We start from the raw sequence: 22,971 nt of genomic DNA on the forward strand, positions 1-22,971 counted from the left end.
TGGTTAAGTAACTGGTAACAATAAAACCATTGCAGTGTTTATGCAACTGCCAGCGCTGCATACGCTTACACAAACAGATCCTGGTATAACTGGCCGCCCGGCGTAACTGCATATTTTTCCAGATCGGTAATGCCTTCGGCAGCGAGTACCTGCTCATCGATAAATGTGTTGCCGCTGCAATCGGCGGCGGGTTTGCGCAGGATATAGTAAGCCGCATCTGCGAGGATATCGGTTGTGCGGCTCATTTTGGCAAGCGCTTCCCCGCCAAGCAGGTTTCTTACCGCGGCGGTATCGATGGTGGTTCGGGGCCACAGCGCGTTGGACGCGATTCCGTCTTTCCTGAATTCTGCCGCCCATCCCAGTGCCAGCATGCTCATGCTGTATTTGGTAATGGTATAGGCGATATGTCCGCCCATCCATTTGGGGTGCAGGTTTACGGGCGGCGACAAAGTGAGTATATGCGCGTTGCTGCCCTTTCTGAGATAAGGCAGGCAATGCTGTACCACGAGAAAAGTGCCGCGTACATTGATGCTCTGCATCAGGTCGAAACGTTTGGAAGGGGTTTGATCCGTAGCCGTGAGCTGTATGGCGGATGCATTGTTGATCACGATATCGATTCCGCCGAATGTGTCTGCGGCCTGCTGCACAGCAGAAGCAATCTGCTCTTCCTGCCGGATATCTACCTGTACCGCCAGCGCTTTACCGCCCGCCGCTTCCATCTCCTGCGCAGCAGAAAAGATGGTGCCGCCCAGTCTGGGGTCTTCTTCCACACTTTTTGCGGCAATAACAATATTGGCGCCTTCTTTGGCAAGTCTCAGCGCCATGGCTTTACCGATGCCCCTGCTGGCCCCGGTGATGAAAACGGTTTTGTTGCGGAACGACATATACTGCGGTTATACAATAAATGTCAGCAAAAGACCATTACCAGCCTAAGAAATTTTTGATCACCGCCTCTGTTTCCGCGCAGGCTTTTTCGAGGTGGTCGTTAACGATGATGCGGTTGAAATGGTGTTTGAAAGACAGTTCATAACTGGCTTTGCTGATGCGTGTGGCCAGGCTTTCGGCGCTTTCCGTTCCCCTGCTTTCGAGGCGGCGCTTCAGTTCATCGATAGAAGGCGGTTGTATGAAAATGGAGAGGCAATCACCTTCCAGCTGTTCCTGCACATGAATGGCGCCTTTTACGTCTATATCCAGTACCGGCACTTTTCCCCCGTCCCAGATCCGCTGCAGTTCTGCTTTCAGCGTGCCATAGTATTTTCCTTCGTACACCATTTCCCATTCGATAAAGGCGTTGGCATGGATCTTTTCATGAAAATCGTCCACGCTGATAAAATAATATTCAACACCGTTCTTTTCCGTTCCGCGGGGCAGCCGTGTAGTGGCAGAAATGGAAAAAGAAAGCCTGGAAAACTTATCGATCAGAAAACGTGTGATCGATGTTTTGCCCGCACCCGAGGGGGCTGTCAGAATGATCAGTTTATTTTCCTGGGAAGACATGCGCAAAGAAACAATTAAAACAGCAAATGCAAAGAAGGATCCCGCACGGTTTATTGCCAGCGGATCTTTTCTGCGAGCGGTATATTTCTTTTTGCCGGAGGCAGCGGTTTGTCGGTATAGCCAAGAAACAATAAACCCATTACGATATCCTCCGGTGCCATACCCAGGTAGGTTTTCATGGCCGGGTGATGTGTCATACCGCCTGTGCTCCATAATGCGGCGATGTTCAGCGCTGCGGCGCCCAGCAACAGGTTCTGGGTGGCGGCCGCAACGGCAGCCAGTTCTTCCTCTACCGGGATGGTGGCGCCGGGTGTTCTTTTCATATACACCACGATGATATGCGAGAGTGTATCGGCCTGTTCTTTCAGTTTATCGTATTTGCCCTGCATGAATTTATCTGAGCTGGTATGGGCGCGGTATAATTCGGCATGATCAAGACAAAATCGTTTTTTGGATTTCCCCTCGTAAACGGCAAAACGCCAGGGCTCGGTCCTTGCATGTGTGGGTGCCCAGTCGGCAAGCTCCAGTAACTGCCGTACCAGGCCATTATCGATGCTAACACCGTTCATATCGGCGGGTTTAACGCTTCTTCTTTTGCGGATGATACCCGATAACTGTTCAAATGATGCATTCATGCCGCAAAGGTACCTGCGCGGGCAGGAAATAAAAAACCACCGCGCTGTATACGGTGGCTTTTTATTGTCGATACACGGAATATCTTACTGATCGTAATCATCATCATAGTCGTCATCATAGTCGTCATCCAGCGCCACCACTTCGTATGCGTCCCTTCCATCTATGAGTATCGGCTGAAAAAGTGTGCCGTTGTATTCGAGATACACCATGCCATTGACCCTTATTTCATCGCATCCCTCGGGAAGATCGTACACGATGGCTCCGGGGGGCGCTTCCGTTACCACAAACCCGCGTGCGCTGGTGGCGTAGAATGTTCCCGCAAAATAATAATACAGGTTGCCGCCGAGGTTAATGGTGGTATAACCCGCAGGAAGGTGTGAAATATAAACACCATCGGGCGCAGGTATCACCTGGTATCCGTTGTTGTAAGGTTCGTAGAATATGCCCTGGTCATACCAGTAGTTTGATCCGTTCAGTATTACGCTGATGGCGGCGGGCCCCAGGTTTATCCTGAAATAACCTACGGGATGAAAGAACGATCCGTAAGAATACGGGCGGTAAGGATGGTAATTGTAATTATAGAATGAATAATACCTGCGGTTGTTCCATATTACCGGAGGACGCGAATACCGGGGGTGGTAGCCATAGGCATAGGTTCTGTTGGGAAAAGTAACGGCGCTGCCCATGCGCTCCATCCGGCGGTTATCGATGCGGGCCTGTTGTCTTCTGATATCGTAAGACCTGTCGTAGCCCCGCTGTGCTTCGCGTGTACGCTGCATACGCTGGTCCTGCTGCTCCCATTGGCGCTGGCGGTCGTTGTTGCGCTGCATTTCCCGGCTGCGCTGGTCGTTCTGGGCCTGTTGTCTCTGCTGCCATTCGCGTTGCCTGTCATTGTTCTGCTGGCGTTGCATTTCGGTTCCGCGCTGCGCATCCTGTCTTTGCTGCCACTCGCGTTGCCTGTCATCGTTCTGCCGGCGCTGCATTTCGGCCCCGCGCTGCACCTCCTGTCTCTGCTGCCACTCACGCTGGCGGTTTTCGTTTTGCCGCTGCATCTCCCGGTTGCGCTGATCATTCTGGGCCTGCTGTCTTTGTTGCCATTCGCGTTGCCTGTCATCGTTCTGCTGGCGCTGCATTTCGGCTCCGCGCTGCGCATCCTGTCTTTGCTGCCACTCACGCTGGCGGTTTTCGTTTTGCGGCTGCATATCGCGTCTGTTTTCAAAATTGCGGCCGGGATTGCCCTGTCTTCCTTCGCCACCTTGTCTTGGTCCGCCCTCCCGACCGCCTTCATGGCGTTGTGCTGCTGCCCCAAGGCTTACCGCGGCCAGCAGACCGCTCAGCAGGAGCTTATGTGTGTAAATGTTTTTCATATTGCAGGTTTTTCTGAGCAACTCACGGCAATACGCGTGCCTGAGATTGTTAAAGCAGAAAAACCACCGGGAAAAAAAGGCCGCACACCGGCATTAACAGCGTATTGGCGGCCAGGCCGCCGCTGACAGAAAAGCGGCAGGAATGGTTCATTGATAGGAGTGCCGTATATCTTCAGACCCTTTTTATATCGGCGCCCAGCCTGCGCAGTCTTTCATCGATAAACTGGTAGCCCCTGTCTATCTGTTCGATATTCTGGATCACGCTTTTTCCCTCGGCGCTCAGCGCTGCAATCAGCAGGGCCTGGCCGGCGCGGATATCGGGGCTGCTCATCGTAATACCGCGGAGTTTGTGTTTTCTGCCCAGACCGATCACCGTAGCGCGATGCGGGTCGCAGAGAATGATCTGCGCGCCCATATCAATGAGTTTGTCTACAAAGAACAGGCGGCTTTCAAACATCTTCTGGTGCACCAGCACACTGCCTCTTGCCTGTGTGGCCACCACCAGTACGATGCTTAAGAGATCGGGCGTAAACCCGGGCCAGGGATGATCATAAATGGTGAGTATGCCGCCGTCGAGGAATGTCTGTATCTCGTATACATCCTGCGACGGTATGTAGATATCATCTCCTTTTATCTCGAAGCGGATGCCGAGCTGTGCAAATTTTTCAGGGATAACACCCAGGTGCTCCACACCGGCGTTCCTGATGGTGATCTCGCTTTGCGTCATCGCCGCCATGCCGATAAAACTGCCGATTTCGATCATATCGGGCAGCATGCGGTGTTCGGTGCCATGCAGTACGGCAACACCTTCTATCACCAGCATATTGCTGCCGATGCCGCTGATCCGCGCGCCCATCCTGTTCAGCATTTTACATAACTGCTGCAGGTAGGGTTCACAGGCTGCATTGTAAATGGTGGTGGTGCCTTCGGCAAGTACGGCCGCCATTACGATATTGGCGGTACCGGTAACAGAGGGCTCGTCGAGCAGCATGAATGTACCCTTGAGCTGGTGTGTACTCAGTTTAAAACAACCGGCATCTTCGTCGTAGGCATAGGCAGCGCCCAGTTTTTCAAAACCGATGATATGGGTATCGAGTCTCCGGCGGCCGATCTTGTCGCCGCCCGGTTTGGGTATATAGGCACGCCTGAACCTGGCCAGCATAGGGCCGGCCAGCATAACGCTGCCCCGTAGCCTGCCCCCTTTTCTGCGGAACGCCTCGGATGCGAGATAGTCTGCATCCACCGAATCGGACTGGAATACGCAGGTATCGTTGCCGGTGCGCGTCACCTTCACACCGATATCTCCCAGCAGTTCGATCAGCAGGTTTACATCGAGTATATCCGGTATGTTGGAAATGGTAACCGGTTCCGCTGTCAGCAATACGGCCGATAATATCTGCAGCGCTTCGTTCTTGGCTCCCTGCGGAACGATATCGCCTTTGAGCTGTTTTCCGCCGATCACTTCAAATGAACTCATGATTGAATGGTTTAGGGGTTGTGCCGGTCCTTTCTTCGGGTTGGTCACAATCCAATAAAAAAGGCATCTTACGACGCCTTAAAATTATGTACCAGCCACAAACCAACCGGCAGATCGCTAAAATCTTTTCTTGAACTGACCGCCGCGGTTGTTGTTATTATTGTTGTTGTTGTTGTTGCGGTTGTTGTTCTTGTTACGGTTATTGCTGTTGTTGCGGTTATTACCCCTGTTGCCGCCCTGGTTACGGCCACCGAAATTCTGCTGCCAGCGTCCGCCGCGGCCGGAGGAATACTCGTCGCGCTCGAAATTCTGGTTGCGGTGTTTGATATACGGCGTGTTGCTGAACTCAAGCTGTCCGCCGGTGATATTGTTCAGTTCGGCGCGGATGGTATCGTCGTGCGCCAATTCCTTGTGCCAGTTGCTGTAGGCCAGCTTCATGTAATAGGCGATGGCGTGTGCAAAACCTGCTTTTTTCTCCGGGTCTTCTTCGCGAAGCGCCTTGTCGATCACCACTTCCAGGTTCTTGCCCAGGTGTGCATATTTGGGATGGCTTTTGGGATAAGGAAGCGGATCGGGTTTTTGCTTGTAGGTTTCGCGTTTCGGAATAGGGTAAGGGCTATCCACTTCGAGCTGGAAATCGCTGATGAAGAAAAGATGATCCCAAAGCTTATGACGGAAATCCTCCACGTTTTTGAGATGCGGGTTAAGAAAACCCATCAGTTCGATCACACACTGTGCCTGTTGCTGGCGCTTTTCACGGTCTTCGATGGTCAGCAGGTGTTCCACCATCTTCTGTACATGACGGCCGTATTCACGCATTCCCAGGTAATTTCTTTCTGTATTGTACTCCATAAATGTTCTGTGAGAACGACAAATGTACGGAATTAGCGGCTGGTGACCCAGAGATCGCTTTATTTGGCCGGTCTGCCGGTCCTGTCCGTCCTGAAAGCAGGCCGCTTTCCTTACCTTCGCCTTATGGAACAGTTAGTGCAACAGATCGAAGATCACCGCAGGGAAATAGCCGCTGCCGAAGCTGCCACACCCGAGGCGGTGGAGGAATTCCGCATCAGGTACCTGGGTACCAAAGGACTGGTAAAGAACATCATGGCCGAGATGAAACAGGTGCCCAATGAGCGCAAAAAGGAATTCGGCCAGGTACTGAACGATTTCAAACTGTTTGTTGAGAACAAATACGAAACGTTAAAAGAAAACCTGTCGGGTCAGCAGGCTGCGGATACCGTTTCGATCGACTGGAGCCTGCCGGGTAACCCTGTTCCGGTGGGTACCCGCCATCCCCTGAATATTGTTCGCAACCAGATCGTATCCATTTTCAGGCGGTTGGGTTTTGCCGTTGCAGAAGGACCTGAGATCGAAGACGACTGGCACAATTTCGGCGCCATGAACCTGCCCGAAGACCATCCTGCCCGCGATATGCAGGATACTTTTTATATCCATCAGAACCCCTCCTGGCTGCTGCGTACGCATACCAGCAGTGTGCAGGCCAGGGTGATGGAATCACAGAAACCCCCTATCCGTGTGATATGCCCGGGTCGGGTATACCGCAACGAAACCATCAGCGCAAGGGCGCATTGTTTCTTTCACCAGGTGGAAGGTTTGTATATTGACGAGAACGTGAGTTTTGCAGACCTGAAACAGACCCTGTATTTTTTTGTGCAGGAAATGTTTGGCAAAAATGTAAAAGTCAGGTTCCGCCCCAGCTATTTTCCGTTTACGGAACCCAGCGCTGAAATGGATATCAGCTGTCTGATCTGCGGCGGCAGCGGCTGCAATATCTGTAAACATACCGGCTGGGTGGAGATACTCGGCAGCGGCATGGTGCACCCGAACGTACTCGAAAATTTCGGTATCGATTCCAACAGGTATACCGGTTTTGCATTCGGCATGGGCGTGGAACGCATCACCCAGCTGAAATACCAGGTCAACGATCTCCGCCTCTACTCCCAAAACGACGTACGCTTTTTAAAGCAGTTTACCGGCGTGGTGGGATGAGGGGAACTCGTGAGTTGGCGTGAGTTATCGTGAGTTTGTCGGAAGCCAGCAAAATCGCTATTACGACACCATCCCAATCCACATCAACTCAGGTCGACTCACGATAACTTACGATAACCCCCACCTCTCATGGTCCACACCACCAAAGGCATCGTACTGAGAACGGTAAAATATGGTGATACCAGTATCATCACAACCGTATATACGGAGCTTTTCGGCATCCAGAGCTATCTGGTGAAAGGGGTAAGACAGAGCAGCAAAAAATCGGGCGGTAAAGCCGGGTTCTTTCAGCCCTCGGCCATGCTGGAGATGGAAGTATACCACAACGAGCTGAAGCAGCTGCAGTTTATCAAAGAATACCGCTGGAGTTACCTGTATGAGAAAGTGATGTCCGATGTGGTGCGGAATACCGTTGCCATGTATGTGATAGAACTGCTGCAGCACAGCCTGAAACAGCCCGAAGCCAATCCCGAACTGTTCTACCTGATCGAAGACACGCTGAAACAGCTGGATCGCGGAACGGATATGCTGGCGGGCAACCTGCCGCTTTATTTCACCCTGCACCTGGCTGGCGAGCTCGGGTTCCAGATGCAGGGAACCTACGCTGTAAACACACCGTATCTTGACCTTCAGGACGGAAATTTTGTAACCGCCTTACCATCGCATCCGTATTTTCTCGAGGGAAAACAGGCGGAAGCAACCTCGCAGTTACTGTCGCTGCAGTTCTACAGCGACCTGGATCATATTACCCTGAACCGGTCCATACGGCGGGATCTGCTGCAGGCTTATCAAACCTATCTGGCATTGCATATCGCCGATTTCGGTGATATGCGCAGTCTTCCCATACTGCAGGAAATCCTTTCCTGAAACGTATCGCATACAGCTGCGTGCAGCGTGGTTACAGCAGTTTTTGAATGGTTGTGGAATTGCCGATGCGGTTATCCGCTAAACCCTGCAGCAGGTTGATGCCGGGCGTTTTTCCTTTTTCAAAACTGCCGTATGCCGATTGCAGCTGCAGGGCCAGGGCTCCGTTATAGGTGGCCCACCCGAGCAGTTCTTCCACCGGTATTCCGGGGAAATGGCGGTGTATCGTTTTCAGTTCGTCTAGTACGCTTAGCGAGTGATTGCTTGCGAGGCTGTCTGTTCCTATTACGATCCTTGCACCGTACCGGCGCAGCAGCTGAACCGGGGGCAGTGACTGTTCAATATACTGGTTGGCATTCACACACAGGCACCAGTTGGCGGCAACAGGTACAGACGCCGCCCAGGCGATATCCGCTTCGCCGGTAAATGTATTGTGCACGAGCAATACCTGCCCGGCAGTCTGCAGTTTGTGCAGGTAGCATTGCAGGCTGGTCTTTCCCGGCGGGGTAAAGAAAGAAGTGTCCAGTTTCATCATCTGGTACATACGCGAAAAATCTCCCTGTCCGCTGGTGAACAGCTCGTCTTCAAAAGGGGTTTCCTGGTTGTGTATGGTGATCGTCTTCCCGGCAAATCCCGGCTGCATCAGTTGCCATAGCTGTTCCGATACCGAGTACGGGGCATGGGGCGATAAACTGGTTCGGTTGCCTGGCAGCAGGCCGTGTTCAAAAGCCGCTGCTGTTTCCTGGGCCCGCTCAAACCGGGCCTCAGCGGCTTCGGGCAGCCAGCCGCTTACTTCGGTGAAATTGTAATAGGCCATCCGCGCCTGCTGTTTCTGGGCAAGTGTGTGCATGTTATTACAGATATCGCCTACGGCAACAATGCCCGCATCGATCATATCGTCTTCGGCCAGGCGGATCGCGTCCAGGATCGCTTCTTCCGAAAAATGGCGCTCGGTAACCACCCGAAACACAAAATCCACCAGTCCTGTTTTTTCAGGGATCAGTCCTTTCATATGACTGAGTTCAAGATGGCAATGACAGTTGATAAGACCGGGTAAGAGAATACCCCCGAGTTGCTGGATATCCTCACCGGCCTGGCTGGCGGGTACCAGGTCGGCAACCGTTCCCTTTCCGTCTGTAATAAGAACAAAGCCGCTGCCCATCATTTCCGTTCCGGTAAATACCTGGTCTGCCTGAAATTTCCGGTAGTTCATGCTGCAAATGTATACAGGCGGGCGGTAGAAAATGGCAGCCGGCGGCACCCGCGGCGATTCCGTTGATCAAAAACAGTCAAAAAATTTATTGAAAATCAATTAAATACAAAGGTTCGATAAAAAATACAGTGTAAAATCTTTGGAAAAATGATCATTCTGCCGCTACCTTCGCCGTCCATTTTCAACCGGTGGGATAGCGCCGGGTCATTAAAACAGATAATCATGAGTAAACTTCATTTCACCACCAAGCATGCGAATGCGGCTACCGTACAGCACAACTGGTATGTGGTTGACGGTACTAATCAAACCGTGGGTCGTATCGCTTCAAAGATTGCTTCTGTTCTTCGTGGTAAGAACAAAGCGTATTACACGCCGCATGTTGACTGTGGCGATTACGTGATCGTTATCAATGCCGAGAAAGTTGTTTTCACCGGTAATAAGGGCGAGCAGAAACAGTATATCAACTTCTCCGGTTATCCCGGCGGTAAAAAAGAAGAAGCGGCAGAAGACCTGCTTCGTCGCCGTCCGGAAGTGGTTATGGAAAGGGCTGTAAAAGGCATGCTTCCCAAGAACCGCCTGGGCCGTAAGATGATCAAAAAACTGTTCGTGTACGCAGGTGCTAACCACCCGCACACTGCACAGCAACCCAAAGACTTCAAATTTTAATTCATTGCTTTTGCGCAAGCACTAAGCACCAAGCATACACAAATGGAAAAACAAAAAAATGCCGTTGGTCGCCGTAAAGAAGCCGTTACCCGTGTATTTATTACCAGGGGTGAAGGCAAGATCACTGTGAACGACAAAGATTACAAAGCTTATTTTCCACTCGTTTACCTGCAGAACCAGGTAGAAGCGCCTCTGAAAACTGCTGATGTACTGGGCAAATTTGATATCGTTATCAATGCCCAGGGCGGTGGTTTGAAAGGACAGGCCGAAGCAGCCAAACTGGGTATTGCCCGTGCGCTGCTCGAAGTAAACCCCGAGTTCCGTCCTGCACTGAAAGCTGCCGGTCAGCTTAAGCGCGATCCGCGTGGTGTTGAACGTAAGAAATTCGGTCATAAGAAAGCCCGCAGAAGCTTCCAGTTCAGCAAACGTTAATATCTGTCTATTGTTTGTGGTCTATGGTCTGTTGTTTTACAACCATAGACTACAGACCACAGACAACAAACCCTAATTGATCATCATTACAATAACAAAAGATGGAAAATAACACTTCACTGCAACAACAACTCCTGGAGGCCGGCGTTCATTTCGGTCACCTGAAAAAGAAGTGGAATCCAAAGATGCTGCCTTACATCTTTGCTGAAAAGAAAGGTATCCACATCATCGACCTGAACAAAACCGTTGATCACCTGCAGGATGCGGCAGCCGCTATCAAGCAGATCGCGAAAAGCGGTAAGAAGATCATGTTCGTGGCTACCAAAAAGCAGGCGAAAGAGATCGTGAGCGAATGCGCACGCCGCGTAAACATGCCGTTTGCCACAGAACGCTGGCTGGGTGGTATGCTCACCAACTTCAACACTGTTCGCAAGAGCGTGAAGAAAATGCAGAGCATCGAAAAAATGCTGAACGACGGCAGTGCGGAAAGCCTGACCAAGAAAGAGCGTCTGACCCTGAGCCGTGATAAAGATAAAATGGAGAAAGTGCTGGGTGGTATTGCACAGCTTGGCCGTTTGCCCGCAGCATTGTTCCTGATCGATATCGGTCATGAGCATATCGCATTGTCAGAAGCAAAACGTCTTGGCATCACTACTTTTGGTATGGTTGATACCAACTGCGATCCCAATAAAGTTGATTTTGCCATTCCATCGAATGATGATGCTACCAAATCAATTGCTATCGTAACCAATTACATCGTTGCCGCTATCGCAGAAGGTCTGGCCGAGCGTCAGGCTTCCAAAGACGAAGAGGAATCAGACGATGCGAACAATGAGAACGAAGCAAAAGCACGTCGGCTCGAAGCAGAAGCCCAGGCTGAAAGCGGCCGTGGCCGCAGCCGCAGCACCAATACAGAAGGCGGTGCGCCTGCAGGACCCAAACGTCGTGTACCCGGCAACCGCAGACCGGCGGGTGGTGGCCCACGATAGGTTGAATCAGTAATTGGTAATTAATAATTAATAATTGAGCGATCGGTTATTGCCGTATTACTGATTATCATTACTGCGTATTCATTGTTAATTATTAATCAGAAAAGCAACATGTCAACAGCAACAATAACCGCCGCAGACATCAACAAACTCCGCCAGGCAACCGGCGCGGGTATGATGGATTGCCGCAAAGCCCTGACAGAAACGAACGGAGATTTTGAAGCCGCTATCGACTGGCTGCGTAAACAGGGTCAGAAAGTGGCTGCAAAACGCAGCGACCGCGAAGCAAAAGAAGGTGTGATCATTGCAAAAACATCTGCCGATAACAAAACCGGTTTTATCGTTTGCATCAGCTGCGAGACCGATTTTGTATCTAAAAATGCAGATTTTGTAGCCTTTGCCCAGAGCATCGCAGATGCCGCCGTGGCAAACGATGTAAAGAGTGCAGAAGAACTGAACGAAGTAAGCGTGAACGGCGCAAAAGTATCCGACCTGATCAATGATAAACTGGCTGCCATCGGTGAAAAGATCGGTGTTGCCAAGTTTGAAAGAATTGAAGCGCCTTATGTGGCTTCCTATATTCACGGTGCATACCGCATGGGTGTACTGGTTGGCCTGTCGGAAGCTGCGGAAGAAGCGGGCAAAGATGTTGCCATGCAGATCGCGGCTATGAACCCCGTGGCAGTTGATGCCGACAGCGTTCCTGCCGAAACAGTGGAAAGGGAAAGAGCGATCGTGGTGGAAACCATGAAAGCAGATCCGAAAATGGCGGGTAAGCCTGATGAGATGATCGCCAAGATCGCCGAAGGCAAACTGAATGCATTCTTCAAAGAGCAGACCCTGCTGGCGCAGCCTTTTGTAAAAGACGGCGGCCAGAGCGTGGCTGATTACCTGAAATCAGTGAATTCAAACCTGAAAGTGACCGTGTTCAAACGCGTTGCCCTGGGATAATATCCATACGGAAAGAATATACAAACGGGAGCGCAACTGCGCTCCCGTTTTGTTTTCCGGCGATTGTATATCGGGATGAAAGGGCAGCGCGCAGGCACAGCCCTCCGCGGATGTCTCTCCGGAGGAGGACTTTGCTGTTTGGAGACCAGGTTATGACGGGCAATGGTATTTTATCTTAAGCATCTGAGCTTTGTTTTTTGCTACTATTATCATATTGACCGATGATATATTGTCGTTCTAAGCACAGCGCCCTCCTTTGGAGAGACATACATCTGCGAAGAATTGGTTGTGTCGGTAACGTAGTCCATGCGGAGAATGGAATAACTAAAGCAGTGAGTATACATCAAGACAATCGTTTGCAATGATTATAGGGGGCTGTATTCATTATATTAGCTGTACAATCAAGCCTTATCAAAATGACCAGCTATTTCATCCGGCCAAAAAAGCTATCAGTAATCGCTGCTCTTCTATTGGCGCAAATCATATCAGCGCAGCAAAAGCCTAATATCATTATTATCTATGCCGATGACCTTGGCTACGGAGACCTGGGTTGTTATGGTATGCGGGGGATTACAACACCGAACATAGACAGACTTGCGCAGCAGGGGTTGAAGTTTACCAATGCGCATACAACTTCCGCAACATGTACGCCATCGCGTTATGGCATTCTCACGGGACGTTATCCATGGAGACAAAAAGGGACAGGCGTGGCGCCGGGCGATGCGTCACTGATCATCCCGTTGGAAAGAGGTACCCTGCCTGCCGCTTTGCAGAATGCGGGTTACCGGACTGCCGCCATCGGCAAATGGCATCTCGGGCTGGGTAATAATGGTACGATAGATTGGAACAGAGAGATTAAACCGGGCCCTAATGAAGTGGGGTTTACTTATTCATTTATTATGCCGGCCACACTCGACAGGGTTCCCTGTGTTTACGTAGAAAATCATCATGTAGTGAACCTCGACCCGAACGATCCTATCGAGGTGAATTATAAACAAAAGATCGGCAGTGAGCCAACGGGAAAAGAAAATCCCGAGAAGCTTCGTATGAAACCCGATCCAAACCAGGGCCATGCCCAAACGATTGTAGACAGTATCAGTCGCATTGGCTGGATGAGTGGTGGCCACAGCGCTTTGTGGAAAGATGCTGACATTGCCGGTGATATTACCAAGAAAGCCATCACATTCATTGGAAAGAATCGCACGCAACCATTTTTCCTGTATTTCGCCACGGGCGATATACATGTGCCGCGTTATCCGCATAGCATGTTCAGGGGCAAAAGTGGAATGGGTTTACGGGGAGATGCCATATTACAACTCGACTGGACGGTGGGAAAGATCGTACATGCGCTCGACAGTCTTGGGTTGACAAAAAACACGCTGATTATTTTCAGCAGTGATAACGGGCCTGTTGTAAACGACGGTTACCTGGATGGGTCGGTTGAAAATCTCGGGGATCACAAGCCTGCCGGCGTTTTGCGCGGAGGTAAATACAGCATTTTTGAAGCAGGTACAAGAGTGCCTTTTATGGTAAAATGGCCAGGGCAGGTAAAGGCAGGTAAAACCACCAATACGCTTTTCAGCCAGGTGGATCTGTATGCTTCGCTTGCTAAACTTACCGGGCAATCACTGAAAGAAGGAGATGGTGCAGACAGTTTCGACAGGCTGAATGCCCTGCTGGGCAAAACTGCTGAGGACAGGCCCTTTGTTATAGAAGAGGCGCGCGGATTATCTATCACCAAAGGCGAATGGAAATACATAGCGCCCAACAACGGTGCAGCATTGGCTAAGGATGTGAACATTGAATTGGGCAACCTGCCGCAGCCCCAACTGTACAATATGAAAAATGATATACAGGAGCAGCATAATGCAGCGGAAAAACACCCGGAGATCGTAAAGGAATTGGCAGCGTTATTGGAAAGAATAAAGGAAGAGAAAAAATAGACCCTGCGATAAATACCTAATCAAAAAGCCAGCAGGATAGGTAAATTTGAAAAAGACAGTATGGGCATGATTTACGCCGATATCGAATTGATCAATGCAGATGATATGGCATTGCAGCGAAGGGGGCATATTGACCAGGATGAGATCAAAAAAATGCATATCAGTGTATTGGTGGATACCGGCTCCTATATGCTCGCAATTAACGAAAATATACAGCAGATACTTCAATTGCCTGTTATTGACAGCCGCAAAGCAAGGATGGCCAACGAGCAATCTATCTGGTGCGATGTAGTGGAGACCCGTTGAACTCCGGTTCGAAAATCGGAAAACGGTCTGCAACGCGTTGGTGCTGCCAGGCGATGCGGAACCGCTGCTTGGCGCTATTCCGGTGGAAGACCTGGACGTATTCATCAATCCGCTGAGGCAGAAGCTGACTGTAAACCCCGACTCGCCCGATTATGCCACGACCATCTTAAAGAAGATCGCCTAAGCCCATTTCACCGATTATTTCCGCTTTCTGCCTTCTTCTTGGCATTTGCCCAAAAAATCAGGTTATTTGCAGTCAATTCATCAATAACCTGCTATGCTTCCAAAGTACAAACGTATTCTCCTCAAGTTATCCGGGGAAGCCCTGCTGGGCGATCAGAAAAACGGTGACCCGTTTAACCCTCAGATCATCGAACAGTACGCACAGGATATCAAACAGGTAACCGATCTGGGTGTGCAGGTGGCGATCGTGATCGGCGGAGGTAATATCTACCGCGGTATGAACGAAGCCGACAGCGGTATCGAAAGAGCGCATGGCGATTATATGGGTATGCTGGCCACGGTGATCAATGCCATGGCCATGCAGGCGATGCTGGAGAAAATAGGCGTTTATACCCGTTTGCAGAGCGCCATCAATATGGAACAGGTGGCCGAACCCTATATACGCCGCAAGGCATTACGCCATCTTGAAAAAGGAAGGGTGGTGATCTTTGGCGCCGGAACGGGTAACCCTTATTTCACCACGGACACCGCCGGCTCCCTGCGGGCCATCGAAATGAAAGCCGATGTGATACTCAAAGGAACACGCGTGGACGGTGTATACGATGCCGACCCCGAAAAATACCCCGATGCGGTAAAATTTGAGAAGATCAGCTTCCAGGACTGCATCACGCAAAATCTGAAAGTGATGGATATGACGGCTTTTACGCTCTGTATGGAGAACAAACTGCCGATTATCGTGTTTGATATGAACAGGCAGGGCAACCTGCTGAAAGTGGTGGAAGGACAGAATGTAGGCACGCTGGTCAGCTGATCACCCGTTCGTCATAAAAAAGAATCAATCCCTGGTGCTGTCGGTAATTTCACGGAACATGAAACAAAGCCTTGTCATTGCTTTTTGCCTGCTTGGTCTGCAGAGCTATTCCCAACAAAGCTTGTCGCTGTTAGACGCGGTCAACGCCGCGCTTAAGAACAGTTATGATATCCAGATAGCCAGGAACAACCTGGAGATAAGCAGCGTCAACAACTATATCGGCATTGCCGGCGGGCTGCCTACCGTTACCGCCACGGCCAACGATAACGAGCAGATCACCACCATCAACCAGAAGTTCAACGATGCCTCGCGCAATACCAGCCGGAGCAACGTAGGCTCTAACAACCTTACCATGGGTGTTACCGGAAGCATGCTGCTGTTCAATGGATGGCGGGTGGTTGCCACCAAGCACAGGCTGGAAGAACTGGAAAAACAGAACCAGCAGGTATTGAACGCACAGGTGCAAAACACAATTGCTGCGGTGATGTCGAAGTATTACGATGTGGTAAGACAGCAGAACCTGTTAAACACGATCCAGACATCCATCACCGCTTCGCAGCAGAGACTTGATATCGTTAAAGCGCGCAGGGAAGTGGGCCTGGCCAACAATGCAGATTTGTTTCAGGCGCAGATAGACCTGAACGCCCTGCTGCAGTCGCTGCAAAGCCAGCAGCTGGTGATCAATACCGCAAAGACCGACCTGCAGTCGCTGCTGTCTGTGAAACCGGACAGCATGCTTCGTATTACCGATACGCTGATAACGATAGACAGGACATTGAACCTCGACAGCGTGAAAGCAGCCATGCAGGCAAACCCACAGCTGATCGCGGCTAACCGGCAGGTCAATATCAGCGAGCTGATCGAAAAAGAAACGGCGGCACAACGGTACCCTACATTGCGCGCCAGCACGGGTTACAATTTCAACAGTTCGCAGAGTGCGGCGGGCTTCAGCCTGCTGAACCAGAGCTACGGGCCATTCATCAGCCTGAACCTTTCGGTGCCTATTTACAATGGCACTATATTCAAGCGTCAGCAGAAAGTGGCGGAGATCAACACCCGCAATGCCGCGCTTATACGCGATGATCTTTACCTCAGCTTCGAGAACAGCGCGCTGCGTAATTACCAGGCCTATGCCAATGCCATCGGCCAGTTGAAAACACAGCAACAGACCTACGATATCGCCAAACAGTTGCTGGATGTTACCTTACAGCGTTTCCGGCAGGGTGTGGGTACGCTGGTGGAAGTAAAGCTTGCACAGCAATCTTTTGAAACAGAAGGATACCGGCTTGTGAACCTGAATTACCTGGCCAAAGTGGCCGAGGTGGAACTGAAAAGGCTGTCTAACCGCTTAACGCCACAATAACCACGGCTCCTGCTGCAAAATGATACCGGGAAGTGAATATCTTTCCGGTATCATTTTTTACCGGCGGTCCACACCGCAACAACAGATAACCATGATTGGAATACCGTCAAAACTGCCCGAGGTAGGAACAACCATTTTTACGGTCATGAGTCAACTGGCAGCCGAACACAACGCGGTTAATCTGGGACAGGGTTTTCCCGATTTTCCTATGAGCGGGGAGCTGACTTCGCTGGTGGCCGAAGCAATGCAAAACGGGTACAACCAGTATGCCCATATGAACGGTGTTCCGCTGCTGCGCGAGAGACTTGCAGAGAAAGCGGCAAAATTATACCGGGCTTCCATTGATCCCGAAACACAGATCACGATCACACCCGGCGGTACGTATGCGATCTATACCTCGCTGACAACTGTTTTGCAGCCGGGCGATGAAGTGATCGTATTTGAGCCGGCCTACGACAGTTATATCCCGAATATAGAAGTGAACGGCGCCATAGCGGTTCGCATATCGCTGCAATTCCCGTCCTATTCCATACCCTGGGAAGAGGTGCGCGCAAAGATCACGGCAAAGACAAGGATGATCATGATCAATACACCGCACAACCCCACGGGCAGTGTATTGAGCGAATCGGATATCGAAGAACTGCGCAAAACCGTCAGGGATACATCGATACTTATCCTGAGCGATGAAGTATATGAGCACCTGATCTTTGATGGCATTCGCCACCTGAGTGTGCTTCGCTATCCCGATCTACTGGAAAGAAGTTTTGTCTGTTTTTCATTCGGCAAGACCTACCATTGCACCGGGTGGAAGCTGGGCTACTGTATATCATCGCCTGCATTGATGAAGGAGTTCAGGAAAGTGCACCAGTTCAATTGTTTTTCCTGCGATACGCCCAAACAGGTGGGCATAGCGGCTTACACGGCCAACGAACAGGCCTATCTTTCACTCGGGGCCTTTATGCAGGAGAAGCGTGATTTTTTCCGCGAGCTGATGAAGGCAACGCCTTTTCAGTGCATTCCTTCGCACGGAAGTTATTTTGAGTGTTACAGCTACGGCCATTTTTCGCAGGAACCCGATAAAGACCTGGCAGCCAGGCTTACCAGAGAGTATGGTGTAACGGCCATTCCGGTTTCTGCATTCTATAAAAATGCAGAAGACAATAAAGTGCTTCGTTTCTGTTTTGCAAAAAAAGAAGCCACGCTCGAAAGAGCAATTACAGGGCTCAAAAATTTTCAGCCTGTGTAATGTCATTACTACCTGCCCTCCCGCAACATTCCCTGTTCCTTGCTCACTACTCTTACCGCCATCCGTCACCGTCCAGTAAATTGCCCAGACCGCCCAGTACGCTTCCTTCTTCACGCCGTGAGGTAGTGGCATACTGCAGTATCCGGCCGGCCAGGCGGCTGATCGGTAAGGTTTGTATCCATACCCTGCCCGGTCCTCTCAGTGTGGCAAAGAACAGTCCTTCTCCGCCGAAGATGGTATTCTTGATGCCGCCGACGAACTGTATATCGTAGTTAACCGTTGCGGTAAAGCCAACGATGCAACCCGTATCTATCTTCAGCATTTCTCCCGGCTGCAGGTCTTTCTGCAGTACATGTCCGCAGGCATGCAGGAAAGCCATGCCATCGCCTTCCAGCTTTTCCATAATAAAACCTTCTCCGCCAAAAAGACCCGTACCCAGCCTGCGCTGGAATTCGATGCCCACGCTTACGCCTTTGGCGGCGCACAGAAAGGAATCTTTCTGGCAGATGATGCGGTTACCCAGCTGCTGCAGGTCAACCGGTATGATCTTGCCAGGATAGGGTGAAGCGAAGCTTACCTGTCTTTTGGCGTGGCTGATATTGGTGAAAGCGGTCATGAACAGGTTTTCCCCTACCAGCACGCGCTTACCCGCATTCCATAGTTTGCCCAGCAGCCCGGTGTTCTGCTGCTGGCTGCCATCGCCGAAAATGGTTTCCATGCCGATGCCTTCATCCATCATCATAAAGGCGCCCGGTTCGGCTATGGCGGTTTCATTTGGATCGAGTTCTACTTCTACATACTGCATCTCCTCACCAAAAATGCGGTAGTCTATCTCGTGGTTTCGTATCATGGGGAATGGTTTGTGTGAAATTAGTAGGGATTGCGCTGATTTTATTACATGTCATCCCAAAAATCTGTGCTAATCTGTGGCATAAACTATAGTACAACCCGCTTTATCTTTAATGAGTCCTCCCCAAAATTTATTACAAGCCCCACCTTGCACCTGGAAACACGCAGATAATTCAGTAATTGCGAATATTGTATGTCTGCAATGCCCTCCTGAGCCTTTACTTCAACAATCACACTGGCAAATGCAACAAAGTCTGCGAAAAATTTATGAGGCAGTGTATAACCCTTGTACTGTATACGCTATTCCTTTTCTCTTTCATATGACAGAGACCGCTTTTGAATTCATATTCCAGCGCATCTTTATAGACGATTTCCAGGAATCCTTTTCCAAGAATGCGATGTATTTCAAATGCAACACCTATGATTGTTCGGGTTTCGGGTTGAAGAGGGTAAGATGTTGACATGGGATTTTTTTTGCCACAGATTGCACAGATTACCACAGATTTTTTAAGTAGGGTAGGGTATTTATACCTGATAAAAAAACCGCCCCTGTTGCTAGGGGCGGTCTGATTATTCAACCAAATATACAACTGAAACTAGGCTATGCGTTTTACCTCTCTCATTTTACCCATCCATACCCGTTTACCCTGTATCCATTTCACAAAGAACATTACACCGACAAGGATAAAGAAGAAAGGACCTGTAAAGCCCAACAGTGCTACGAACTTGGTTCCGTAGAACCTGGCCATCGGTCTTCTCAGGCGTTCGCTGATGATATACATACTTGGCACCATCACCAATGTCAGGAAGAACGCAAACAGCAGACCAAAGATGATCGTCCAGCTCAGCGGCCCCCAGAACACCACGCTGTCGCCACCGAAGAAGATATGCGGGTTCAGGTCACGGAACAGCGCCACGAAATCGATATTGAAGCCAACGGCCAGCGGTAACAGACCCAGCATCGTTGCAATAGCGGTAAGCATTACAGGAATGATACGGATCTTACCCGCCTCGATAGCGGCCTCTCTTGTTTTATAACCTCTTCCGCGCAGTTCATCCGTGAACTCGATCAGCAGGATACCGTTCTTGATAACGATACCCGCCAGACCGATGATACCCACGCCCACCATGATCGTTGCCATCGTCATACCTGTAAAGGCATAGCCCAGGAATACACCGATGATGGAGAAGAATATCTCTGTCAGTACAATAAACGGTTTGCTCAGGCTGTTGAACTGCAGCACCAGGATCAGGAAGATCAGCAGCAGCGCGGTCATCAGCGCGGTTCCGAGAAAGCTCATGGTTTCTGCCTGCTGCTCGCTTTCGCCCGTTTGTTTGATGGTTACATCGGCAGGTATCCTGGTCTTTTGCTTGAACTCTGCGATTTTCTTGGCGAGTTCCACATTCACCGGGCCCGTCAGTGAAGGGTCCAGTACGTTAGACTGCAACTGTATCGTGCGTTTTACGTTCTTTCTCTTTACACCGCCCGAGGTATTGGTATAGTCGATCGTTGCCACCGCGTTCAACGGTACCTGTTTGATGCCCATGGTTCCCATATCGCGGAAAGTAAGGCGCATATTCATCAGGTCGTTGATATTGTTGCGCTGCAGCATATCGTAACGGATCTGGATCTTGTATTCATCTTCGCCGTCTTTCAGCTTACTTGCCTCGCGGCCAAATACGGCCGAACGTATTTCCTGTCCTATCTGCGCGGTGCTCAGTCCTTCACGCAGCGCCCGCTCGCGATCGATATTGATGGTGATCTCGGGGTTCTGCAGGTCCACATCCATCTTCAGGCTTTCGATGCCGTAGATGCGGTTGGTGTCGAGGTGGTTCTGCAGGTCGTACGCCACTTTTGCGATCTGGTCAAAGTCATCGCCGCTGATCTCGATGTTCACGGGAGGATCGGTGGGAGGACCGGAGTCTTCCTGTCCAACCTCTATACTGGCGCCGGGTATGCCTTTCATCTGTTCGCGTATCGCAGCCATGATCGGTGCGGTTGACCTGCCATCGCGGTCCTTGAATTCAACAAAGGATACCTGCAGGCGACCGAGATGGCTTTGTGTGCTCCTGTTGTTATCACGCGGGTTGTTGGCGCTCACCGCCACGTTGGCGATCACGCTTTCCACCAGCGAGCCGGGTGCGCCGGGCTGGTCTTTACCCAGTACGGTATACACACGTTTTTCGAGTATGCGCAGTGCCGAATCGGTTGTGGCCGTTTTTGTACCGATGGGCATTTTCAGGTAAACATATACAAAATGCGGATCGCCGCTGGGGAAGAAGGGTTTGGGGTTATTACGGATCACCAGCAATACCAGCGAAACAGGGAACAGCAGGAACATGGCCACAAGCAGTCTTGCCGGACGTTTACCTTTCAGCACCCAATGCAGCAGTTTTTCGTACCGGTTCATCAGTCCGGGTAATATCCTTTCCTGGAAATAATGAATGATGCCGCGCAGTACATACCGGTTCAGCACCATCAGCAGCGCCATGAATAAAAGGAAATTGCCGAAGCCGTGCCATCCGAAGAGGTTGAACAACAAACCGAATGCGATGGTTACCCAGAAAAGCGGTTTACGGAATATTTTATTCTTGGCTTCTTCAAACTCCCTGCCTTCGGGGCGCATAAAGCTCACCGCGAATACGGGGTTGATGATGAATGCAACGATCAGCGAAGCCGCCAGCGTCAGGATCAGCATGGTGGGCAGGTAGATCATGAACTTACCGATAAGCCCTTTCCATAACAACAGCGGGAAGAAGGGTGCCAGCGTGGTAAGTGTACCGGCCAGCACGGGAACGAACACTTCACCCGCAGCTTCTTTTGCGGCGCGTTCAATCTTTACCTTGCCGTTGTGGTAAATACGGTGTGTATTCTCGATCACCACGATGGCGTCGTCCACAATAATACCCAGGCCGAACAGCAGCGCAAACAGCACAATGAAGTTCAGCGTTACATGCGTGCCCACAATGCCATCCGCCACCGGAAGAAAGAGGAATGCCACAAATACGCTCAGCGGCACACTCAGGGCAACGAAGAACGCATTGGTTACGCCCATAAAGAACATCAGTACCAGCAATACCAGTACAAAACCGATGATGATGGTGTTTACCAGGTCGTTGAAGGAGGTTCTTGTCTGTACGCTCTGGTCGCCGGTGATCACCACTTTCAGGTTGGGAGGCAGTTCGCCCTTGGTTTTCATATCGGCAACAACGGCTTTGATCTTATCCGCCGTTTCGATCAGGTTCTCACCGCTTCTCTTGATCACATTCAGGGTAACCACGTTCTTGCCGTCGAGGCGCGCATAGCTTTCGGTTTCTTTTACGGTATCAACGATCTGCGCTACATCGCGGAGATAGATAGGCGCCGCCTGCAGATTTTTTACCACGATGTTCTGCATATCGAATGCGGAAACAAACTGGCCTTTTACACGGATGGTTCTTTTCATTTCACCCACTTCCACAAGACCACCGCTGATATCGCGGTTCTCGTAGTTGATGGCATTGGCGATATCGGTAAAGGAAAGTTTGGCGGCCTGCATTTTGAATGGATCCACGTTTACCTGGATCTCACGCTCCGGCGCACCCACGATATCGGCACGGTTGATCTCGCTCAGCTCTTCGAACCTGTCCTGCATCTTGTCGGCATATTTCTTCAGCGTCATTCCGTCAAAATCACCGCTCACGTTCACGTACATGATGGGCATTTCGCTGAAATCGAATTCCTGCACATTGGGCTGCTGGGTAAGATCGTTGGGAAGATCGGTCTGCGCTTTGTCGATGGCATCCTTTACTTTGGTCTTGGCCAAATCCGTTTTTACATCCGTATCAAACTCGATGATGATCAGCGAATAGTCCTGCTGCGAGGTGGAAGTGATCTTGTTCACTTTTGCACCGCTGATGCCCTTCAGTTGTTTTTCGATGGGCCGGGTAACCAGGTTCTCGATGTCTTTGGGAGAAGTGCCAAAGTATACCGTGGTAACGCTGATGGTGGGCACCACGATATCCGGAAACTGTTCCTTGGGCAGCGTATTGAATTTTGTCAAACCATATAACGATATCAGTATCGTAATGATATAGACGGCCGTACGGTTGTCAACAGCCCAGCTGGTTGGCTTGAACTGTTTGAATTTTTTTGATATGCCTTCTAAGAATTGGTGCATATAATTGT

General features: G+C 50.5%; 24 protein-coding genes. 13 read left to right on the plus strand and 11 right to left on the minus strand.

Going from position 1 to position 22,971, the window contains the following annotated elements; all coding sequences use genetic code 11:
• Nucleotides 1–65: 65 nt before the first annotated feature.
• The 4 genes from GWC94_RS00645 to GWC94_RS17040 form a co-directional block, all read right to left on the minus strand.
• On the minus strand, nucleotides 66–884 hold the full coding sequence (locus tag GWC94_RS00645; protein WP_161833077.1) for an SDR family oxidoreductase: 819 nt from the start codon (nucleotides 882–884) through the stop codon (nucleotides 66–68).
• 37 nt (nucleotides 885–921) lie between these two features.
• On the minus strand, nucleotides 922–1,497 hold the full coding sequence (gene gmk, locus GWC94_RS00650) for a guanylate kinase (protein WP_161833078.1): 576 nt from the start codon (nucleotides 1,495–1,497) through the stop codon (nucleotides 922–924).
• Nucleotides 1,498–1,547: 50 nt separating this feature from the next.
• Nucleotides 1,548–2,132 carry a nitroreductase family protein gene (locus GWC94_RS00655; protein WP_161833079.1) on the minus strand — a complete coding sequence of 195 codons (585 nt, stop codon included), beginning with the start codon at nucleotides 2,130–2,132 and terminating at the stop codon, nucleotides 1,548–1,550.
• Nucleotides 2,133–2,216: 84 nt separating this feature from the next.
• Entirely contained in the window at nucleotides 2,217–2,963 is a 747-nt protein-coding gene (locus tag GWC94_RS17040; RefSeq protein ID WP_394367105.1) for a DUF6515 family protein, read from the minus strand.
• Between the two features lie 330 nt (nucleotides 2,964–3,293).
• Between GWC94_RS17040 and GWC94_RS17045 the strand changes: the two genes are divergently transcribed.
• Nucleotides 3,294–3,626: a hypothetical protein gene (locus GWC94_RS17045; RefSeq protein WP_394367106.1), complete on the plus strand. Its 333-nt coding sequence runs from the start codon at nucleotides 3,294–3,296 to the stop codon at nucleotides 3,624–3,626.
• 46 nt (nucleotides 3,627–3,672) lie between these two features.
• Here the strand turns inward: GWC94_RS17045 and murA are convergent, their stop codons facing one another.
• Together murA and GWC94_RS00670 are read right to left on the minus strand one after the other, a co-directional pair.
• On the minus strand, nucleotides 3,673–4,977 hold the full coding sequence (gene murA / locus GWC94_RS00665; RefSeq protein ID WP_161833081.1) for a UDP-N-acetylglucosamine 1-carboxyvinyltransferase: 1,305 nt from the start codon (nucleotides 4,975–4,977) through the stop codon (nucleotides 3,673–3,675).
• 117 nt (nucleotides 4,978–5,094) lie between these two features.
• On the minus strand, nucleotides 5,095–5,829 hold the full coding sequence (locus GWC94_RS00670; RefSeq protein WP_161833082.1) for a DUF4290 domain-containing protein: 735 nt from the start codon (nucleotides 5,827–5,829) through the stop codon (nucleotides 5,095–5,097).
• A gap of 123 nt (nucleotides 5,830–5,952) precedes the next feature.
• Here GWC94_RS00670 and pheS point away from each other — a divergent pair, with 123 nt between their 5' ends.
• Both pheS and recO read left to right on the plus strand, forming a co-directional pair.
• Nucleotides 5,953–6,987 carry a phenylalanine--tRNA ligase subunit alpha gene (gene pheS, locus GWC94_RS00675; RefSeq protein ID WP_161833083.1) on the plus strand — a complete coding sequence of 345 codons (1,035 nt, stop codon included), beginning with the start codon at nucleotides 5,953–5,955 and terminating at the stop codon, nucleotides 6,985–6,987.
• Between the two features lie 129 nt (nucleotides 6,988–7,116).
• On the plus strand, nucleotides 7,117–7,854 hold the full coding sequence (gene recO, locus GWC94_RS00680; RefSeq protein WP_161833084.1) for a DNA repair protein RecO: 738 nt from the start codon (nucleotides 7,117–7,119) through the stop codon (nucleotides 7,852–7,854).
• Nucleotides 7,855–7,885: 31 nt separating this feature from the next.
• Here the strand turns inward: recO and GWC94_RS00685 are convergent, their stop codons facing one another.
• Nucleotides 7,886–9,064, minus strand: a complete 1,179-nt coding sequence (locus tag GWC94_RS00685; RefSeq protein ID WP_161833085.1) for an amidohydrolase family protein — start codon at nucleotides 9,062–9,064, stop codon at nucleotides 7,886–7,888.
• Between the two features lie 222 nt (nucleotides 9,065–9,286).
• Between GWC94_RS00685 and rplM the strand changes: the two genes are divergently transcribed.
• The 10 genes from rplM (at nucleotide 9,287) to GWC94_RS00735 (ending at nucleotide 17,954) form a co-directional block, all read left to right on the plus strand.
• A complete protein-coding gene (gene rplM / locus GWC94_RS00690; RefSeq protein WP_161833086.1) occupies nucleotides 9,287–9,730 on the plus strand; it encodes a 50S ribosomal protein L13 in 444 nt (147 codons plus the stop codon).
• Between the two features lie 42 nt (nucleotides 9,731–9,772).
• Nucleotides 9,773–10,162, plus strand: coding sequence for a 30S ribosomal protein S9 (rpsI, locus tag GWC94_RS00695; RefSeq protein WP_161833087.1), 390 nt, complete (start codon nucleotides 9,773–9,775; stop codon nucleotides 10,160–10,162).
• 101 nt (nucleotides 10,163–10,263) lie between these two features.
• On the plus strand, nucleotides 10,264–11,151 hold the full coding sequence (gene rpsB / locus GWC94_RS00700) for a 30S ribosomal protein S2 (RefSeq protein ID WP_161833088.1): 888 nt from the start codon (nucleotides 10,264–10,266) through the stop codon (nucleotides 11,149–11,151).
• Between the two features lie 111 nt (nucleotides 11,152–11,262).
• Nucleotides 11,263–12,102, plus strand: coding sequence for a translation elongation factor Ts (gene tsf / locus GWC94_RS00705; RefSeq protein WP_161833089.1), 840 nt, complete (start codon nucleotides 11,263–11,265; stop codon nucleotides 12,100–12,102).
• Nucleotides 12,103–12,572: 470 nt separating this feature from the next.
• Nucleotides 12,573–14,045 (plus strand): sulfatase family protein, encoded by a 1,473-nt coding sequence (locus GWC94_RS00710; protein ID WP_235918411.1) that lies wholly within the window; start codon nucleotides 12,573–12,575, stop codon nucleotides 14,043–14,045.
• Nucleotides 14,046–14,105: 60 nt separating this feature from the next.
• Nucleotides 14,106–14,351, plus strand: a complete 246-nt coding sequence (locus tag GWC94_RS00715; protein ID WP_161833091.1) for a hypothetical protein — start codon at nucleotides 14,106–14,108, stop codon at nucleotides 14,349–14,351.
• 37 nt (nucleotides 14,352–14,388) lie between these two features.
• Nucleotides 14,389–14,535, plus strand: a complete 147-nt coding sequence (locus GWC94_RS00720; RefSeq protein ID WP_161833092.1) for a hypothetical protein — start codon at nucleotides 14,389–14,391, stop codon at nucleotides 14,533–14,535.
• A 93-nt stretch (nucleotides 14,536–14,628) separates the two neighbouring features.
• Entirely contained in the window at nucleotides 14,629–15,345 is a 717-nt protein-coding gene (gene pyrH / locus GWC94_RS00725; protein WP_161833093.1) for a UMP kinase, read from the plus strand.
• 58 nt (nucleotides 15,346–15,403) lie between these two features.
• Nucleotides 15,404–16,708 carry a TolC family protein gene (locus tag GWC94_RS00730; RefSeq protein ID WP_161833094.1) on the plus strand — a complete coding sequence of 435 codons (1,305 nt, stop codon included), beginning with the start codon at nucleotides 15,404–15,406 and terminating at the stop codon, nucleotides 16,706–16,708.
• A 91-nt stretch (nucleotides 16,709–16,799) separates the two neighbouring features.
• Entirely contained in the window at nucleotides 16,800–17,954 is a 1,155-nt protein-coding gene (locus GWC94_RS00735) for a methionine aminotransferase (protein WP_161833095.1), read from the plus strand.
• Between the two features lie 52 nt (nucleotides 17,955–18,006).
• Here the strand turns inward: GWC94_RS00735 and GWC94_RS00740 are convergent, their stop codons facing one another.
• From GWC94_RS00740 to GWC94_RS00750, 4 genes are all read right to left on the minus strand, one after another.
• Nucleotides 18,007–18,804: a TIGR00266 family protein gene (locus tag GWC94_RS00740; RefSeq protein WP_161833096.1), complete on the minus strand. Its 798-nt coding sequence runs from the start codon at nucleotides 18,802–18,804 to the stop codon at nucleotides 18,007–18,009.
• 86 nt (nucleotides 18,805–18,890) lie between these two features.
• A complete protein-coding gene (locus GWC94_RS17050) occupies nucleotides 18,891–19,100 on the minus strand; it encodes a GxxExxY protein (RefSeq protein WP_394367107.1) in 210 nt (69 codons plus the stop codon).
• Complete coding sequence (locus GWC94_RS17055; RefSeq protein ID WP_202628591.1) at nucleotides 19,034–19,267, minus strand: GxxExxY protein; 234 nt, start codon at nucleotides 19,265–19,267, stop codon at nucleotides 19,034–19,036. The genes GWC94_RS17050 and GWC94_RS17055 overlap by 67 nt, the downstream gene beginning before the upstream one ends.
• A gap of 132 nt (nucleotides 19,268–19,399) precedes the next feature.
• Nucleotides 19,400–22,963, minus strand: coding sequence for an efflux RND transporter permease subunit (locus tag GWC94_RS00750; RefSeq protein WP_161833097.1), 3,564 nt, complete (start codon nucleotides 22,961–22,963; stop codon nucleotides 19,400–19,402).
• Nucleotides 22,964–22,971 lie beyond the last annotated feature (8 nt).

Origin of the sequence: Sediminibacterium soli (assembly GCF_009939225.1) — a bacterium.
Lineage (GTDB): Bacteria > Bacteroidota > Bacteroidia > Chitinophagales > Chitinophagaceae > Sediminibacterium > Sediminibacterium soli.